The organism is Micromonospora zhanjiangensis, from assembly GCF_042650605.1.
Taxonomy (GTDB): domain Bacteria; phylum Actinomycetota; class Actinomycetes; order Mycobacteriales; family Micromonosporaceae; genus Micromonospora_J; species Micromonospora_J zhanjiangensis.
Window position 1 is genome coordinate 92,754 of sequence record NZ_JBHSBN010000023.1, and the last position, 16,246, is coordinate 108,999.

Consider the following 16,246-nt stretch of genomic DNA (forward strand, 5'->3'; position numbering starts at 1 on the left):
GGCTATCGGGCGCCGTCGGGACGCCCGCCGGCCGGTCCGGGTCGGTCGGTGGTCATCAGGCGCCGACCCGGCGCAGCAGCCCTTCCTGTACGGCGCTGGCGATCTGCCGCCCGTCGGCGGTGAACATCCGGCCGGTGGCCAGGCCCCGGGCGCCGGAGGCGGACGGGCTCCAGCAGTCGTACAGGAACCACTCGTCGGCGCGGAACGGCCGGTGGAACCACAGTGCGTGGTCGAGGCTGGCGCCGACCACGCCGCCCGGTCCCCAGACCTCGCCGTGCACCGAGAGCACCGAGTCCAGCAGCGTCAGGTCGGAGGCGTAGGTCAGGGCGCAGGCGTGCAGCAGCGGGTCGTCCGGCAGCTTTCCGTCGATCCGCATCCACACCCGTTGGTGCGGGTCCGCCGGCCGGTCGCCGGGGGCGACCCAGCCGGGCTCGCCGACGTACCGGACGTCGATCGGTCGGGGGATCTGACCCCAGATGCCCAGCCGGTCCGGGTAGCGCGACAGCCGGTCGGCCATCGTCGGCACGTCCTCCGGCCCCGGTACGTCCGGCGGCACCGGCGCGTGGTGGTCCAACCCCTCCTCCTGCCGCTGGAAGGAGGCGGACATGAAGAAGATCGTCTTGCCGTGCTGCAGGGCCACCGAGCGGCGAACCGAGAACGACCGGCCGTCGCGGATGTTCTCCACGTCGTACTCGATCGGCTCGGCGGGGTCACCGGGTCGGACGAAGTAGCCGTGCAGCGAGTGCACGAACCGCTCCGCGTCCACGGTACGACCGGCCGCCACCAGCGCCTGCCCGGCCACCTGCCCGCCGTAGACCCGCTGCGGGCCGACCGGCGGGCTCATCCCGCGGAAGGTCATCCCGCCGACCTGCTCCAGGTCGAGCACCTCGAGCAGTTGGTCGACGGCGGCCTGACCGACCAGGGACCCCGCGCCGGTCATCGCAGTGACCGGGCCGAATGCTCGTCGACCAGCGACCCGAGCTGGTGCACCCGCAGCGTGTTGGTGGAACCCGGGCTGTCCGGCGGGCTGCCCGCGACGATCACCACGTAGTCCCCCGGGTTGGCCAGGTCGATTCCGAGCAGGGCCTGGTCGACCTGGCGGAACATGTCGTCGGTGTGCTGCACGAACGGCATCAGGAAGGTCTCCACGCCCCAGGACAGGGCGAGCTGGTCGCGGACCTCCGGCACCGGCGTGAAGGCCAGCAGCGGCAGGTCGCAGTGCAGCCGGGACAGCCGGCGGACGGTGTCCCCGGTCTGCGAGAAGGCGACCAGCGCCTTGGCGCCGATGTTGCGGGCGATCTGCGACGCGGCGACGGTGAGCGCACCGCCGTGGGTACGCGGGTCGTGCTGCAGCCGCGGCACACCGAACGACCCGCCCTCGGTGGTCGCCACGATCTTGGCCATGGTGGAGACGGTGAGCACCGGGTACTTGCCCACGCTGGTCTCGCCGGAGAGCATCACGGCATCGGCGCCGTCGAGCACCGCGTTGGCCACGTCGGAGGCCTCCGCCCGGGTCGGCCGGGAATTCTCGATCATGGAGTCGAGCATCTGGGTGGCGACGATGACCGGCTTGGCGTTCTCCCGGCAGAGCTGCACGGCCCGCTTCTGCACCAGCGGCACCTGGTCCAGCGGCAGCTCCACGCCCAGGTCGCCACGGGCCACCATGACACCGTCGAAGGCCGCCACGATCGCCTCCAGGTGGGCGACGGCCTCCGGCTTCTCGACCTTCGCCAGCACCGGCCGGTGGACACCGACCTCGGCCATGATGCCCTGGACCAGCTTGATGTCCTCGGCCGAGCGGACGAAGGACAGGGCCACCAGGTCCGCCCCGAGGCCGAGCGCGAACCGGAGGTCCTCGGCGTCCTTGTCCGACATGGCCGGCACACTGACCGCCACGTTCGGCAGCGAGACGCCCTTGTTGTTGGAGACCGGACCGCCCTCGGTGACCAGGCAGCGGATGTCGTTGCCGTCGACCGCGCTGACCTCGACCGCCACCTTGCCGTCGTCGATCAGCAGCCGGTCACCGACCTGGACCTCCTGCGGCAGCCTGCGGTAGGTGCAGGAGACCCGGTCCTTGGTGCCGACGATGTCGTCACCGGTGATCACCACCGAGTCGCCGGTACGCCACTCGTGCGGGCCGTCGGCGAACCGGCCGAGTCGGATCTTGGGGCCCTGCAGGTCGGCCAGGATGGCCACCGCCCGCCCCGTCGTCTCGGCGGCCCGCCGGACGAGCCGGTACACCTTTTCGTGGTCGTCGTGGCTGCCGTGGCTGAAGTTGAGCCGAGCCACGTCCATGCCGGCCTCGACCAGTCCCCTGATCCGCTCCGGGGACGACGTGGCGGGTCCCAGCGTGCAGACGATTTTCGCGCGGCGTGTCACGCCCATCAGGCTAGTCTCTCCCCCGGGTCGACCCAGCTGCCGATCCCTGTCGGAATTCAATACTTTTGTCCAACGCCGCGTGGCGGCCGGGTGGCCGGCGGGAGTATCGATACGCCGGGGGCGTCGGGGCGGGCATCAACGACCGCGAGGACAGAGCGTACTCGCCGGGCCCGACCCCCGGCGTCCGACCCGGCCCCGGTGCCGCCGAACGGCCGTCCGGGCCGTGGCCCACCGGCGCTCCCGTCCGGGCCGTGGCCCGCCGGCGCTCAGGGTGCCGCGCCGGGCTGGAACGCGTCCACGCTGATCACCCCGTGCCGGCACACCGGGTCACCGGGCCAGCCGGCGCGCAGCTGGCTGGTCTCGTCCGGCGGGATCACCTTGATCGCCATCGGTCGTGGCTGGCAGCTGCCCTGCTGCGGCTCGTCCACGTCCGGCTGGGCGTTCCAGGTCAACGCCGCGTAGACCTTCCCGCCGGGCGCCACGGTGACCAGCGTCGGCGGACCACCCCGGTCGGTCACCACCCGCCGGGCCGTGGTGGGGATCTCCGTACCGTCCGCGGCGACCAGCTGCAGGCCGGGATAGCCGTAGACCCGGCAGCGCACGCCGGAGGTGTTGGTCAGGGTGAGCCAGCCGGCGTTGAGCCCGGTGCTGGCCGCGGCCTCGTCCTCGGTCATCGCCAGCGACAGTCCGTCGGTGTGGCAGCGCCCGATGTCGGGCGACGGCGGCTTCCGGCCGTCCGGTCCGTCACCGGGCAGCACGTCGGCGTCGGCCGAGCCGGACCGGCCCGGATCGACGCTCGGCGAGCCGACGCCGGCGGTCGGGCGGGTCGGACCCGCCGATCCGGACAAACTCGGCATGACCGGTCGGTCGGTCGGCCCGAGGGTGGCCGACGACGGCAGCGGCGCCGCGGCGAGCCGGCTGAGCAACCCGACACCGCCCACGACGACCACCAGCCCGGCCGCCGCGAGTACGGCCGTCCGGCGCTGCCGCCGCCGGCGGACCCGGACGAACACGCCCGTCGCGTCCGGGCGGCCCACGCCGGTGCGTACGGCGTCGGTGAGCGCGTCGAACGCGCGGCGCAGCTCCGGGTCCGGGTCCCCGCCGGTACGCCGTTGCGCCGGCACCCGCCCGCCGGTCACGACCGGCCCTCGCGCGGCGCCGGCTCCGCCGGGTCGCGCAGCAACTCGGCCAGCGCGTGACGGCCCCGGAACAGCCAGGACTTCACCGTGCCCTCCCGGACGCCGAGCAGCTCGGCGATCCCGGCCACCGGCATGTCGGCCAGGTAGTGCAGCACCAGTGCCCGGCAGTGCTGCGCCGGCAGCCGGCGCAGCGCGTCGGTCAGCCCCACGTGGTCGGCCGAGATCTCCGGGACGTGCTCGGGACGCAGCCGGGACAGGTACCGCCGGGCAACCGACCGGCGGCGGGCCTGGCTGATCGCCAGATTGGCCGCCACCCGCTTCACCCAGGCCACCGGGACGTCCCGGGACTCGACGGTCCGCCAGTGCTGCCAGGCCCGGCAGAACGCCTCCTGGGCCAGGTCGTGGGCGTCCGACATGCCACCGGTCAGTGCGTACAGCATCGCCACCACGTCGCCGAAGCTCGCCTCGTAGAACTCCCGGAAGGCCTCCTCGGCCGGCCGGTCCCAGACCGGTGACGTCGGCGCGCCACCGTCGGACTCCACCGACGCCACCGGGGGAGGCTGCCGCACCGGCGAGCCCCCTTCCGACGCCGCCGACCGTTCGACGGGTGGCCCGGAACCGTCCGGCACCGGTCGACGGAGCAAGGTCACGGTCCCTCCGGCGTCATCCACGGCATCTCCCCTCACCGGAGCCCCCAACGGCGGCTCGACCCGATGGCCGGCACCGCGACGTCCCCCATGGACGCCCGACCCGGACGGAAGGTTGCGGTTGACCGGAACTTACCTTCCGCGCGCCACCGTCCCGGGTGTCCGGACCGGGATCCGACAGCCGGTCCGTCGGCCCGGACCGGCCGCCAGCAGCCCGGCGACGATCAGGTACGGCACCGCGAACAGGGCGAACACCGGACCGTGTCCGGCCACCGTGGACGCGGCGGCGTACCCGCCGTACACGGCGAGGGTGGCCAGGTCGGTGCCCAGACCGGCCAACGAGGTCACCGTGGCCCGGCTCGGTCCGGCGAGCCGGTCCTGCAACCGCGCGTCGACCACGACGGTGACCGCCTGGAAGACGCAGAACGCGACCGCGACCGGCAGCAGTCCGGCCGGTCGACCGGAGAGCGCCCCGCCGGCCAGCGCCACGGCGGCGAACGCCAGCACCAGACCCGTCGCCCGCCCGCCCAACCGCCGGCACGGCCCGGCGAGCAGCCCACCGGCCGCGACCCCGACCCAGACCATCAACAGCAGCCACGGCACCGACCGGTCGGACACCCCGGTGCCGGCCGCCAGCAGCGGGACGTACTCGTCGAGGGCGCCCCAGACGGCGGTGACCGCCGGGACGAGCAGCAGCGCCGTCCGTACCGACCGGTCCCGCCGGACCTCGGCGAGCCCGGCCCGCAGGGTCGCCAGGTACCCGCGGTCGCCGCCGGTGTCCGACGGACCGGCGGTGTCCGACGGTCCGGCGGTAGCCACCGTGGACCGTCGGCGGTGTTCCGGCAGCGCCGCCGCGGCGGCGGCGGCGAGCAGGCAGCCGGCGACGCTGACCGCCCCGACGGCGGGATACCCGCCGGCGTCGAGCACCGGGCCGGCGGTGGCGATGGCCAGCACCACGGCGACCAGGCCGGCGGACCGCGCCCGGCCCATCACCGTGGGGTACCGGTCGGCCGCGCCGCGGAGCGCGAGCTCCTCGTAGACCAGCGCCTCCAGGGCGCCGGACTGCAGCGCGCCCTGGACGCCCCACAGGACGAACCCGACCGCGAACACCCCGTACGACGGGACGAGCACCCAGAGGCCGAACCCGGCGCCGGCCGCCAGCGGGCCGACCACCAGCAACAGCCGACGGGACACCGCGTCGGCCAGCACACCGGACGGGACCTCCAGCAGCAGCCCGGTCACCGACCAGAGGACGAACAGCGCGGAGATCTGCGCGGTGGACAGCCCGGTGTCGGCGAACAGCAGCGCGTACACCGGGTAGATCGGACGCAACTCGTCGAGGAACGAGTAGACGTAGAGGGTGGCGGACAACCGCCGGACGGGCGCCGACGGACGCGCGCCGGCCACCCGGAACGAAGATGTGCTCATGAGGCCTTCCCGCGGGGACGATACGGACACCGGGCAGCGGGCAAGCCCGGCGGTCCGCGGCAACACGCCCCGCCTCGACCTCTAGATGTGCGTCAACATCGCCACGTCATGACGGCGACTGTAGCGGACCGGGCCCCGGTTTCGGGACCGCCCGGAGCAGGACAGCAGCCGCGGCGCGGTGTCCGGCGGGGTCACCGCCAGCGTGGCCGGCCCGCCCCCGATCCCGTCGCCGGTGGCCTTCACCACCGCCTCCTTGCGGGTCCATTGACTTCCTCCACCGCCATGAATGGCGGGAATCCCCTCCACGCTGCGCGTGGAACGCGCAGCGTCCGGGCGGGTTCCTGCTTCACCGCGCGGTGCCGGGACGAGTCTCGGTCCTACCCACGCTCCACAGGCGTTTTCCGTCTCCGCAAGCCCTGCGGCGACGTTTCGTGCTCGGACCCGAGCTTGGTTATCGCCCGGACCCGTTCCGACCGTACCACGGTCAACGGCACTGCTCGGGCCTTGGCGGCCCTCCCAGCGCGGGCCTTCACCCCCGGCCTGAAGGCCGGAGCACTGGCCCGCATTCCGGTAGCGCATCAGGTCACGCGACCGGTCCGGACCGGGCCGGTCGCGCACAGCGCCACGCCCACCCAGCGGCCGGAGTGCGTCAACGACACGTACGCCGGACCGTGCGTCGGGACCACCTGCGGCTTGCCGTGGGCGGCGCCGCACCGCGCGCAACTCCGGTCGAACCGTACGTCGGCCGGGGTGACCCGCAGGGCGTCGGCCACCACGAGCCGGGCCAACGCGTGCGCGACGAGGAACCGGTCCCGGTCCTCCGGTCGGACGAACCGGTCGAGCCGGGGCCGTTCCTCGTCGTCGAGCAGGTCGACCAGCCGGGCCGCCGGATTCCGGGCCTCGGCCCACCAGAGGTCGACGTCGGTCATGCGTCCACGTCCCGTCCACTCGGCTCGCGTCCGAGCCGGAGCATAGGCGCCGGGTCATCCGTTCCGGTAACCCATGGGTGGTCAACCGGTCACCGGTGAACTCCCGCTGTCGGTCCGGTAGCCGGCACCGTTCGGAGGAACGTAGCCGGCATCGATCCAGGCTAACGTGCCCGGGTGACGTCCGACGTGACCATTCAGCTGCCCCGTGTCCCCGCCGAACCGGACGATCCGTGGCACCGTCCGGTATTTGCCTGGGGGCCGGTCGGGTTGGTGGCCGGGGTCCTCGCGGTGACCCTGATGGCCACCAGCGGTGGGTACGGCTACCACCGCGACGAGCTGTACTTCCGGCTACTCAGCCAGGACCTGAGCTGGGGCTTTGTGGACCAACCGCCGGCCACGCCGATCCTGGCCTGGCTCAGCACCTCGATCTTCGGCGACAACCTCTTCGCGTTGCGGTTCCCCGGCGCGCTGGTGGTCGCGGCGACCGCGGTGCTGACCGCGCAGCTGGCCCGGGAGTTCGGTGCCGCCCGGGGCGGCCAGCTGCTCGCCGCGCTGGGTGTCGCGTCGGTGTTCCCGCTGACCTTCGGCCACGTCCTGTTCACCGCGACGCTCGACCTGCTCGTCGGCGCGGCGGTGCTGCTCTGCGTCACCCGGGCACTGCTGCGGGACGTCCGCTGGTGGCTGGCGGCCGGCGGGGTCGCCGGTCTCGGGCTGTACAACAAGTACCTGATCGTGCTGACCCTGGTCGCGATCGTGGCCGGCCTGCTGCTGGCCGGCCACCGCCGGACGGTGGCGTCCCACTGGTTGTGGGCCGGCGCGGCGATCGCCCTGCTGGTCGGCGCCCCCAACCTGATCTACCAGGCCACCCACGACTGGCCGCAGTTCACCATGGCCGGGGCCATCGCCCGGGACAAGGGCACCGAGTCGCGGCTCATGTTCCTGCCGATGCAGCTGGTTTTGCTCGGCCTGTTCCTGGCGCCGGTGTGGATGGCCGGGCTGGTCCGGCTGCTGCGCGACCCGGCCCTGCGACCGGCCCGGTCGCTCGCGTTCGCCTACCCGGTGTGCTGCGCGTTGGTGCTGCTGAGCGGCGGCCAGCCGTACTACACCCTGGCCCTGGTCCTCGGCCTGTACGCGGCCGGATGCGCGCCGACCGTGCGCTGGCTGGCCGGTCGGCCGGGCCGGCGGCTGGCGCTCGGCGTCGCGGTGGTGCTGAACGTGGCCGTCTCCGTCGTGACGGCGCTGCCGGTGATCCCGGCCGGGTCGCTGGCCAGGACGCCGGTCGCGGACGTCAGCCAGGCCGTGAGCGACCAGATCGGCTGGCCGGTGTACGTGGCGCAGGTGGCCGAGGTCTGGCGGTCGCTGCCGGCCACCGACCGGACCCATGCGGTGATCATCACCGCCAACTACGGCGAGGCGGGGGCGCTGGACCGCTACCGTGCGGTGCACTCGCTCCCGGCCATCTACAGCGGACAGAACGAGCTGTGGTTCCGGGGCCGGCCGCCGGACGACGCGGACGTGGTGATCCTGGTCGGCTTCTCGGACAACAGCCTGTTCGACACCACGTTCGACTCCTGCCCGGTGAGCGGAAAACTGGACAACGGCATCGGGGTGCCGAACGAGGAGCAGGGCGCCGAGATCCGGATCTGCCGTGGCATCCGCCGGCCGTGGGGACAGCTGTGGGCGCGGTTCCAGCACTACGACTGACCACCACGACCGGCGGCGACCGGGTCAGTACCGGCCGAGGTTCCGCACCGGGCTGAGCACGATCCGCGGCGACGCGCCCGGGTCCAGCCAGCGCAGCACGCCGACCAGCGGCTCGTGGGCGAGGCTCACGCAGCCGGCGGTCGGCCCGGCACCGGTGCTGTGCTGGTGCAGGAAGATGCCGCTGCCGGCGTACGGCACCGGGGCCGCGACGGTGGGTGGCATGTTGTATGTGATCACCGCGAAGTGGGTGTACTGCGGGTCGTAGCGCCACAGCGCCTCGCTGTACCCGCCGGGGCTCACCGTGCTGTGCTGGAAGGTGTTGTAGGCGGCGGACTCCGGGTTCTCGTTCCACCAGTCGTCGACCACCACCCGGTGGTAGGCGTGGCGCACGCCCGGGTCCGCCGCGATGCCGTACATCGTGGCGCCGATCGCGTAGACCCCGGTCGGGGTGGCGGCCAGCCCTTCGGCGGGATGGTCGGTGAAGCCCTCGGCCCCGATCCGGGCCGACACCCCCGGGTTGACGAACCGCCACACCCCGCCGACCCGCTCGTACGTCTGCAGGGTGGCGGTGGTGGTGGCGTAGTCGGGGCCGTGGACCACGATCACCTGGGTGGTCTGCGGCGGCAGGGTGGTCAGCCGGGCGGCCAAGTTGACCGGCTGGACGGCGGGCCCCCACCGGTTGACGGCGGCCTCGGCGGCGGTCCCGGCGGTCAGCACGGGCGCGACCGCGCCGACCGCCGTCGCCCGCAACAATGATCTGCGATTCACGCCGTCATTGTGCGCGGGCTGTTGTCGGCCGCGCCACCTGGCCACCCTGAGCACCGTCCGTCCGGACGGCACGCCGCATGTCGTACCGGTCGGGGTGACGGTCGACCTGGTGGCCGGGCTGGCCCGTGTGATCACCTCGGCCGGATCGCACAAGGCGCGTCTGGTGGCCGCCGCCGGGGCGGCCGGCATCCCGGTCGCGCTCTGCCAGGTCGACGGCCGTCGGTGGGTCACGGTCGAGGGCCGGGCGGTGGTCCGGGACGACCCGGCCGCGGTGGCCGAGGCCGAGCGCCGGTACGCCGAGCGCTACCGCCAGCCGCGTCCCAACCCGGAGCGGGTGGTCCTCGAGGTCACCGTCAGCCGGATTCTCGGCAGCCTCTGACGCGTCGGGAACCCGCCGCCGGCGGCATAGGGTGGCTGCCATGGACATCGGAATCGGACTGCCGAACACGTTGCGCGGCCCCGGCGCGGCCCTGCCGGAGTGGGCCCGCCGGGCCGAGGAGCGCGGCTTCGCCGCCCTGGCCACGATCGACCGGATCGTCTACCCGAACTACGACTCACTGACCGCGCTCGCCGTGGCGGCCGGCGCGACGTCCCGGATCCGGCTGCTCACCGACATCCTGCTGGCGCCGGCCTATCCGCCGGTGTGGCTGGCCAAGGCCAGCGCCAGCCTGGACGCGATGTCCGGCGGCCGGCTCACCCTGGGGCTGGGCGTCGGCGGCCGGCCGGACGACTACGCGGCGATGGACCGGCGGTACGAGCGGCGCGGCCGGCTGATGGACGAGACGCTGGACCTGCTGCACCGGTCCTGGGCCGGCGAGAGCGTCACCGGCGACGCGCACCCGGTGGGTCCGGCGCCGGCCGCCGGTAACCGGATTCCGATTCTGATCGGCGGCACCTCCGACGCCGCGGTGGACCGCACCGTGAAGTACGCCGAGGGCTGGACCGCCGGTGGCGGCAGCCCGGACCAGGTGGCCGGGATGGTCGGCACGGTACGGCGGGCCTGGCGGGACGCCGGCCGGGACGGCGAGCCGCGGTTCGCCGCGATGGTCTACTTCGGACTGGGCGACGACGAGGCGTCCCGGTCGGCGCTGACGCACTACTACTCGTTCCTGGGTGACCAGGTGGCCGGCGCGGTCGCCGGTTCGGCGGTCCGCTCGGTGGAGGCGGTGCGGGAGTCCGTCCGGCGCTTCGCCGAGGTCGGCGTCACCGAACTGCTGTTCTACCCGAGCATCGCGGCGGTCGACCAGGTGGACCGGCTCGCCGACGCGGTGTTCTGAGCCGGATTTTCCCTAGGGGACGCCGGAAGGGTGACACCGGGGACATCCCGGGTCGATCCCCGGTGTCACCGAACCAGGGCTGTTCCGTCGGTGCGGGATGTGGTCGGCTGGTCGGACGCACATCCAGCGACGAATGGAGCTGTCTGTATGCGAAGCATTTTCCGACGCGCGGCCGGCGTCTCGCTCTCGGCCGTCGTCCTGCTCGGCGCGGGGTGGGGGCCGGCCGGCGCCGCGTCCGCCGCCCCGGCCGGTCCCGCCGCCCCGGCCGGTCCCGCCGCCCCGGCCGGTCCCGCCGCCCCGGCCGGTCCCGCCGCCGCGGCGGGTTCCGCCGGTCCGGCCGGGGCCGGTCCGGCCGGCTGGCGGCCCGGGCGGCTCGACTGGCAGCCGTGCCCCGAGACGCCCGACGACGCCACGCTGCGCTGCGCCGGTCTGGAACTGCCGATCGACTGGGCCCACCCGGCGGCCGGGACGTTCGAACTGGCGCTGGCCCGGCACGCCGCGACCGATCCGGGCGCCCGGATCGGCCCGCTGCTGATCAACCCGGGTGGTCCGGGTGGCTCCGGGGTGTCCTACGCCCTGCGCGCGCGGGACGAATTCACCCCGGACGTGCTGCGGCGGTTCGACATCATCGGCTTCGACCCGCGCGGGGTCGCCCGCAGCAGCCCGGTGCGCTGCTCGCGCGACCTGCTCGCCGCCGGGCCGGCCGGGCTGCCGGAGAGCCAGGCCCAGTACGACCAGCTCCTGGACTACAACCGTCGGCTGGCCCGGGACTGCCGGGCGCACACCGGTCCGATCTTCGACCACGTCGACTCGGTCAACGTCGCCCGGGACATGGACGCGATCCGGGCCGCCCTCGGCGAGCGGCAGATCAACTACTACGGGATCTCCTACGGGACGTTGATCGGCCAGATGTACGCGGAGCTGTTCCCGGACCGGGCCCGGGCCCTGGTGATCGACAGCAACATGGACCACAGCCTCGGCACCGGGGCGTTCATGCGTACCGAGGCGGTCGGGGCCGAGACCAGCTTCGGCGAGTTCGCCGCCTGGTGCGATCGGGCCGCCACCTGCGCTCTGCACGGCCGGGACGTGCCGGCGGTCTTCGACGACCTGATGCGCCGCGCCGACGCCGGCACCCTGGTCGATCCGGACAGCGGCACGAAGCTGACCTGGCTCGACCTGAGCAGCGTGGCGCGCGGCGCGTTCTACGGGCCGTACTGGTCGGAACTGGCCGACTGGCTGGCCGCCCTGGACGGGTCGACCGCCGCCATCGCGGCCCGGCCGGGTGCCGACGCGCGCCGGCCGGTTGGTCCGCTCACCCGGCTCGGCGCGTCCGGCCGGGCCGACCGGACGGGGTTCGGCCGGGCCGACGAGGAACTGGCCGAGTATCCGCTGCCGGTCTTCTGCGAGGACTGGTCGCTGCCGGTCGGCGGCTTCGCGCAGTGGTCTCGGTATCTGGCCGAGTCCCGCCGGGTGGCACCGCACATGCGGGCCTCGACGATCGCGCTGGGCGTCACCGCGTCCTGCCTGGCCTGGCCCGGGCCGGTGAACAACCCGCAGCACCGGCTCCGGGTCCGCACGTCGACGCCGCTGCTGGTGACGAACTCCTGGTACGACCCGGCCACGCCGTACCAGTGGGCGCAGGCGGTGGCCGACCAGGTGGGCGACCGTGGCCGACTGCTCACGTACCAGGGGTGGGGTCACGGCGTCTACGGGCGTACGCCGTGCACGACGGGCGCCGTGGACCGGTACCTGATCGACCGAGCGTTGCCGCGGCGCGGCGCGACCTGCGCCCCGGCGGCTGACCCGGAGCCGCAGGAGCGCGCCGGTACGCGCTCCCGGGTGCCGACGGCACCGCCGGCGCCGGCCTGGCCGGGCTGGTCCACCGGGCGGTTCTGAGCCAACCGGCCGGCGGGCCGACGGGGACATCCGTCGGCCCGCCGGGCTCACTCAGTGACCGAACACACTCTCCAAAACTCCCTATCTGACCATTCAAAGGGTAGGTTAGGGAGTCATGGAGCGCGACTGGTACTCGGTGGATCAGGTCGCCGAGCGGCTCGGGCTGCACGTGCGCACGGTTCGCGGCTACATCCGCGACGGACGGCTGCCGGCGGTCCGGATCGGCAAGCAGTACCGCGTCGCGCGGGCCGACCTGGCCGCGTTCACCGCCCGACCCGGTCCGCCGGCCCGGCCCCGCGACGCCACCACCCGGCCACGGGTGGACGTCTCCGCCGTCGTGGAGTGCGACGGCCTCACCGCGACCGCCGCCGACCGACTCAGCACCCTGCTGGTCGCCGGCGCGCAACTGCGCCGGGACGACCCGGAACCGCTGCAGATCCGCACGGCGTACGACGAGACGCGCTCCCGGCTCAAGGTCATCGTCCTGGGCGGCGCCGCCGCGACGGCCGATGTCCTGCGCACCGTCCACGACATCCTCTCGACGGAGAACGACATGCTCCCGACCGACCCCGACGAACCGGTGGTGCCCCGTGACTGACCTAATGACCGAGCGCCGTGGCGTGCCTGTGCTGGTCTGCGACGAGGCGGGTCCGCCGATCGCCGGCACGCAGGACGCCCTCGACCTGATCGGCGCCGCCTTCTCCGGCGCGCAGGTGGTGGCCGTACCCGCCGCCCGGTTCGGCGACGACTTCTTCACCCTGCGCACCGGGCTGGCCGGGGAGATCATGCAGAAGTTCGTCAACTACCGCATCCGCCTGGTCGTCGTCGGGGACCTCTCCGCCCGGACCGCGGGCAGCACCGCGCTGCGCGACCTGGTGGCCGAGTCCAACCGGGGCGACCAGGTGTGGTTCGTCGCCGACCTCGACGAACTCGACGCCCGGCTGGCGCGATGACGCGCCCCACCGGGCGACCCGCGGACCGGACCGTCACCGGACCGGGACGTCCCGGGTGCCGATGTCCGGCGGCACGTCCCGGGTGATGCCGCGCAGCCACACCTGCACGGCCGTACCGTCGTCGGTGAGCTGGACGAAATGCCGGCCGGCCACGGCACCCCGGTCGCACCAGGGGCGGGCCAGGTAGCGGCCGACCACCCGGCCGGCGCCGGCCAGGCCCGGTTCGCGCAGCTCGGCCACCGTCCGGTCGCCGTCGCGGACCCGCCCGTTCGGCGGGCCGGAACCGGCGGCCAACCTCAAGTCCACGACAAGATCTCACCGGGACGGTCCGATTCGGACGCCTGTACTCCTAGCCTGTCTCGTAACGTTCGCCGGCTGCCGGGAACGCCCGCCTCCCGGCGGGCCGCCACCGAATCACCGCCGGCGTTCCGCCAACGGGGCTCGTGCGGGCCGGGTCCCGGTGCCGGTGAGGGTCCGGTCCGACGGTCGGAGGGGGCCGCCGGACCGGACCGACGGCGGCGCCGTGCCCGTGCGGCGGGTCAGCGCCACCCCGACCAGGACGACCGCCATCCCGGCGACGACCCGGAGCCCGACCGCCTCGCCGAGCACCACCGCGCCCAGCGCCACCGACACCACCGGCAACAGGTAGCCCACCGTGGCGGCGTCTGTCGCACCCTCGGCCGCGATGATCCGGTACGTCAGGTGGAAGGTGACCCCGGTGGCCACCACCCCCAGCACCAGCACGGCGGCCAGGCCGACCGGTCCGACGTGCACCGGCACCGGCCCACCGGTCGGCAGCAGGGGCACGGTCAGGCCGGTCGCCACCACCAACTGCCCGGCGGACAGCGAGATCGTCGGAACACCCCGGCCGACCAGGTACCGGCCCACGTACGCGAAGCCGACCGCGTAGCTGGCCGCCGCGACCAGCACGGCGAGCGCGCCCGGCCCGACCGCGCCGCCGGTCCGCCACGGAGCGAAGATCAGCGCCACCCCGACAAAACCGAGCAGCAGCCCGACCAGCCGGACCGGCCGCGGCCCGCGCTCGGTGCCGATCAGGACGCCGATCAGCAGCGACCACAGCGGGGTGGTCGCGTTCAGCACCCCGGCCAGCCCCGAGTCGATGCTCCGCTGCCCGATGCTGAACAGCGCGAACGGCAGCGCGTTGCAGAACAGCGCGGCCACCGTCAGGTGCGTCCAGACCAGCCGGCCGCGGGGCAGCCGCCGGCCGCCGGCGAGGCAGCCGACCAGCAACGTGGTGGCGCCGAGGACACACCGGGCGACGGTGACCTGCACCGGCGTGAACGTCCGCAGGGCCAGCTCGATCCAGAGGAACGTCGAGCCCCACAGCAGGGCCAGCACCCCGATCCGCCCCCAGCCCCGCGCCCCGCCCGTCATCGCGTTCACCCGCCGCCTCCTGCTGCTCGTCGTGAGGGCCCACGCTGCCGCAACCAATCCGGTAGGACAAGCGAAAGATCGTGCAGCTTCGTTAAGCTCTGCTACATGATCGACGTACGCCGGATGCAGGTGCTGCGGGCGGTGGTGGCCAGCGGGTCGGTGACCGCCGCGGCCGGGCACCTCGGCTACACGCCCTCCGCGGTCAGCCAGCAGATCGCCGCGCTGGAGAAGGAGACCGGCACCGTCCTGCTCGAACGGGTCGGCCGGGGCGTGCGGCCCACCGCGGCGGGCCGGCTGCTCACCGCGCACGCGGCCGTCATCGGCCGACACGTCGCCGAGGCCGAGACGGCGCTGGCCGACCTGCGCGCCGGTCGGACCGGGCGGCTGTCGGTGCGCTACTTCGCCTCGGTCGGTCCGACCCTGCTGGCGCCCGCCCTGGCCCGGCTGCGGCGCGAGCACCCGGGCGTCGCGGTCGACCCCCGGCTGGCCGAGCCGGACCCGTTGCCGGACGTCGAGCGGGGACACGCCGACCTGGCCGTCGTGGTCCGCCGACCGGATACCGCCGCGCCGGCCGGGGTCCGGCTGGCCCACCTGCGCGACGACGCGTACCGGGCGGTGCTGCCCGCCGGTCATCCGCTCGCCGCGCGCCGGGTGATCGACCTGGCCGACCTCGCCGGCGAGCCGTGGGTGGGCAGCGAACCGCCCGGCCCGTGCCGGGACGCCCTCCTCGACGGTTGCGCCGCGGCCGGCTTCAGCCCCGACGTCGTGGCCACCAGCGAGGACTACGCCACCGCGCAGGGCTTCGTCGCGGCCGGGCTGGGGGTCGCGCTGATCCCCCGGCTCGGGCTGGGCACCCGCCACCCGGGCGTCACCGTCCGCCCGGTCCGCAACCCGGAACCGGTACGCGCCGTGCACGCCGCCGTACGGGACACCGCCCCGCCACATCCGGCCCTGGCCGCCCTGCTCGACGCGCTGCGCGACGCCGCCACCCGGTGACGCTCGTGCGGGATCATGGGGACATGACTGAAGGGCACCCCCCGACGAGCAGCACGAGGATCACCGATCCGCAGGTCATGCGGGCGCTGGCCCACCCGGCCCGGATCGAGATCATGGAGCATCTGGCGAGCACCGGCGAGGGGGTGACCGCCACCCAGTGCGCCACCCTGGTCGGGCTGTCGCCGAGCGCGACCAGCTACCACCTGCGCGAGCTGGCCCGGTACGGCCTGATCGAGCAGGCGCCCAGCCGCGGGGACGCCCGCGAGCGGGTGTGGCGCAGTGCCGTGCAGGGCTGGAGCCTCGGTGGCGACCTTGCGGAGCCGGAGGCGCGGGCGGCCGAGCGCGGACTGATCGACGTACATCTGGCTCGCGACTTCGCCCGGATCCGGCACTGGTTCGTCGAGCAGCAGGACGCGCCGAGGCCGTGGCAGGACGCCAGCGAGCTCAGCAACCAGTTGCTCCTGCTGACTGCCGAGGAACTGGCCCAGGTCAACGCCGCCGTCCGCGACGTGCTGGCGCCGTACCGGCGGCGGGACCGGCTGCCGGACCCGCCGGCGGACGCCCGGACGGTGGCCGTGCACTACGCGGCCTTCCCGGTGGACTAGACGCAACGCCGTTCAGTTAGGCAGGGGCGGGTGTGGTCAAGGGTGTGTTGATCAGGAAGTAGGAAGCGGAGTTCCGGTATCAAGGTTTGTCACTCCAAGACAACCCAGAACCAGGAACTCCGCTTGGTGG

The 16,246-nt window shown here is 74.0% G+C and carries 18 protein-coding genes; 8 read left to right on the plus strand and 10 right to left on the minus strand.

Annotation, left to right across the window (positions count from 1 at the left end):
* Positions 1–55 precede the first annotated feature (55 nt).
* The 7 genes from ACFOX0_RS26050 to ACFOX0_RS26080 all read right to left on the minus strand — a co-directional run bounded on the left by ACFOX0_RS26050 (position 56) and on the right by ACFOX0_RS26080 (position 6,522).
* Entirely contained in the window at positions 56–940 is an 885-nt protein-coding gene (locus tag ACFOX0_RS26050; protein ID WP_377550671.1) for an acyl-CoA thioesterase, read from the minus strand.
* On the minus strand, positions 937–2,385 hold the full coding sequence (gene pyk / locus ACFOX0_RS26055; RefSeq protein WP_377550673.1) for a pyruvate kinase: 1,449 nt from the start codon (positions 2,383–2,385) through the stop codon (positions 937–939). The genes ACFOX0_RS26050 and pyk overlap by 4 nt, the downstream gene beginning before the upstream one ends.
* Before the next feature lie 260 nt (positions 2,386–2,645).
* Complete coding sequence (locus ACFOX0_RS26060) at positions 2,646–3,518, minus strand: DUF4232 domain-containing protein (protein WP_377550675.1); 873 nt, start codon at positions 3,516–3,518, stop codon at positions 2,646–2,648.
* Positions 3,515–4,087 (minus strand): RNA polymerase sigma factor, encoded by a 573-nt coding sequence (locus ACFOX0_RS26065; protein WP_377550677.1) that lies wholly within the window; start codon positions 4,085–4,087, stop codon positions 3,515–3,517. The genes ACFOX0_RS26060 and ACFOX0_RS26065 overlap by 4 nt, the downstream gene beginning before the upstream one ends.
* 210 nt (positions 4,088–4,297) lie before the next feature.
* Positions 4,298–5,593 (minus strand): MFS transporter, encoded by a 1,296-nt coding sequence (locus ACFOX0_RS26070; RefSeq protein ID WP_377550679.1) that lies wholly within the window; start codon positions 5,591–5,593, stop codon positions 4,298–4,300.
* An 81-nt stretch (positions 5,594–5,674) separates the two neighbouring features.
* Complete coding sequence (locus tag ACFOX0_RS26075) at positions 5,675–5,836, minus strand: hypothetical protein (protein ID WP_377550681.1); 162 nt, start codon at positions 5,834–5,836, stop codon at positions 5,675–5,677.
* Between the two features lie 335 nt (positions 5,837–6,171).
* A complete protein-coding gene (locus tag ACFOX0_RS26080; RefSeq protein WP_377550683.1) occupies positions 6,172–6,522 on the minus strand; it encodes a 4'-phosphopantetheinyl transferase family protein in 351 nt (116 codons plus the stop codon).
* A 174-nt stretch (positions 6,523–6,696) separates the two neighbouring features.
* Between ACFOX0_RS26080 and ACFOX0_RS26085 the strand changes: the two genes are divergently transcribed.
* On the plus strand, positions 6,697–8,226 hold the full coding sequence (locus ACFOX0_RS26085; protein ID WP_377550685.1) for a glycosyltransferase family 39 protein: 1,530 nt from the start codon (positions 6,697–6,699) through the stop codon (positions 8,224–8,226).
* Between the two features lie 24 nt (positions 8,227–8,250).
* On the opposite strand, the gene ACFOX0_RS26090 is transcribed toward ACFOX0_RS26085, so the two are convergent.
* Positions 8,251–8,994, minus strand: coding sequence for a L,D-transpeptidase family protein (locus tag ACFOX0_RS26090; RefSeq protein ID WP_377550687.1), 744 nt, complete (start codon positions 8,992–8,994; stop codon positions 8,251–8,253).
* Here ACFOX0_RS26090 and ACFOX0_RS26095 point away from each other — a divergent pair.
* From ACFOX0_RS26095 to ACFOX0_RS26115, 5 genes are all read left to right on the plus strand, one after another.
* Entirely contained in the window at positions 8,984–9,373 is a 390-nt protein-coding gene (locus tag ACFOX0_RS26095; RefSeq protein ID WP_377550714.1) for a pyridoxamine 5'-phosphate oxidase family protein, read from the plus strand. The genes ACFOX0_RS26090 and ACFOX0_RS26095 overlap by 11 nt on opposite strands.
* Positions 9,374–9,413: 40 nt before the next feature.
* A complete protein-coding gene (locus tag ACFOX0_RS26100; protein WP_377550689.1) occupies positions 9,414–10,271 on the plus strand; it encodes an LLM class flavin-dependent oxidoreductase in 858 nt (285 codons plus the stop codon).
* 147 nt (positions 10,272–10,418) lie between these two features.
* Positions 10,419–12,167 carry an alpha/beta hydrolase gene (locus ACFOX0_RS26105; RefSeq protein WP_377550691.1) on the plus strand — a complete coding sequence of 583 codons (1,749 nt, stop codon included), beginning with the start codon at positions 10,419–10,421 and terminating at the stop codon, positions 12,165–12,167.
* A gap of 115 nt (positions 12,168–12,282) precedes the next feature.
* Positions 12,283–12,765, plus strand: coding sequence for a helix-turn-helix domain-containing protein (locus ACFOX0_RS26110; protein ID WP_377550693.1), 483 nt, complete (start codon positions 12,283–12,285; stop codon positions 12,763–12,765).
* Positions 12,758–13,120 (plus strand): DUF4180 domain-containing protein, encoded by a 363-nt coding sequence (locus ACFOX0_RS26115; RefSeq protein WP_377550695.1) that lies wholly within the window; start codon positions 12,758–12,760, stop codon positions 13,118–13,120. Before ACFOX0_RS26110 ends, ACFOX0_RS26115 begins: the two co-directional genes overlap by 8 nt.
* A gap of 33 nt (positions 13,121–13,153) precedes the next feature.
* Here ACFOX0_RS26115 and ACFOX0_RS26120 read toward each other — a convergent pair whose 3' ends face one another.
* Together ACFOX0_RS26120 and ACFOX0_RS26125 are read right to left on the minus strand one after the other, a co-directional pair.
* Positions 13,154–13,426: a hypothetical protein gene (locus ACFOX0_RS26120; protein WP_377550697.1), complete on the minus strand. Its 273-nt coding sequence runs from the start codon at positions 13,424–13,426 to the stop codon at positions 13,154–13,156.
* Positions 13,427–13,534: 108 nt separating this feature from the next.
* Positions 13,535–14,515, minus strand: a complete 981-nt coding sequence (locus tag ACFOX0_RS26125) for a DMT family transporter (protein ID WP_377550716.1) — start codon at positions 14,513–14,515, stop codon at positions 13,535–13,537.
* A 105-nt stretch (positions 14,516–14,620) separates the two neighbouring features.
* On the opposite strand from ACFOX0_RS26125, the gene ACFOX0_RS26130 reads away from it, so the two are divergent.
* Both ACFOX0_RS26130 and ACFOX0_RS26135 read left to right on the plus strand, forming a co-directional pair.
* Positions 14,621–15,511, plus strand: coding sequence for a LysR family transcriptional regulator (locus ACFOX0_RS26130; RefSeq protein ID WP_377550699.1), 891 nt, complete (start codon positions 14,621–14,623; stop codon positions 15,509–15,511).
* A gap of 23 nt (positions 15,512–15,534) precedes the next feature.
* Positions 15,535–16,116, plus strand: a complete 582-nt coding sequence (locus ACFOX0_RS26135) for an ArsR/SmtB family transcription factor (protein WP_377550701.1) — start codon at positions 15,535–15,537, stop codon at positions 16,114–16,116.
* Positions 16,117–16,246 lie beyond the last annotated feature (130 nt).

What these genes read in the sequence shown, in the direction of transcription:
- ACFOX0_RS26050 (WP_377550671.1), bottom strand. Translation starts at nt 940, where the DNA reads ATGACCGGCGCGGGGTCCCTGGTCGGTCAGGCCGCCGTCGACCAACTG.
- pyk (WP_377550673.1), bottom strand. Translation starts at nt 2,385, where the DNA reads ATGGGCGTGACACGCCGCGCGAAAATCGTCTGCACGCTGGGACCCGCC.
- ACFOX0_RS26070 (WP_377550679.1), bottom strand. Translation starts at nt 5,593, where the DNA reads ATGAGCACATCTTCGTTCCGGGTGGCCGGCGCGCGTCCGTCGGCGCCC.
- ACFOX0_RS26080 (WP_377550683.1), bottom strand. Translation starts at nt 6,522, where the DNA reads ATGACCGACGTCGACCTCTGGTGGGCCGAGGCCCGGAATCCGGCGGCC.
- ACFOX0_RS26100 (WP_377550689.1), top strand. Translation starts at nt 9,414, where the DNA reads ATGGACATCGGAATCGGACTGCCGAACACGTTGCGCGGCCCCGGCGCG.
- ACFOX0_RS26105 (WP_377550691.1), top strand. Translation starts at nt 10,419, where the DNA reads ATGCGAAGCATTTTCCGACGCGCGGCCGGCGTCTCGCTCTCGGCCGTC.
- ACFOX0_RS26110 (WP_377550693.1), top strand. Translation starts at nt 12,283, where the DNA reads ATGGAGCGCGACTGGTACTCGGTGGATCAGGTCGCCGAGCGGCTCGGG.
- ACFOX0_RS26125 (WP_377550716.1), bottom strand. Translation starts at nt 14,515, where the DNA reads ATGACGGGCGGGGCGCGGGGCTGGGGGCGGATCGGGGTGCTGGCCCTG.
- ACFOX0_RS26130 (WP_377550699.1), top strand. Translation starts at nt 14,621, where the DNA reads ATGATCGACGTACGCCGGATGCAGGTGCTGCGGGCGGTGGTGGCCAGC.
- ACFOX0_RS26135 (WP_377550701.1), top strand. Translation starts at nt 15,535, where the DNA reads ATGACTGAAGGGCACCCCCCGACGAGCAGCACGAGGATCACCGATCCG.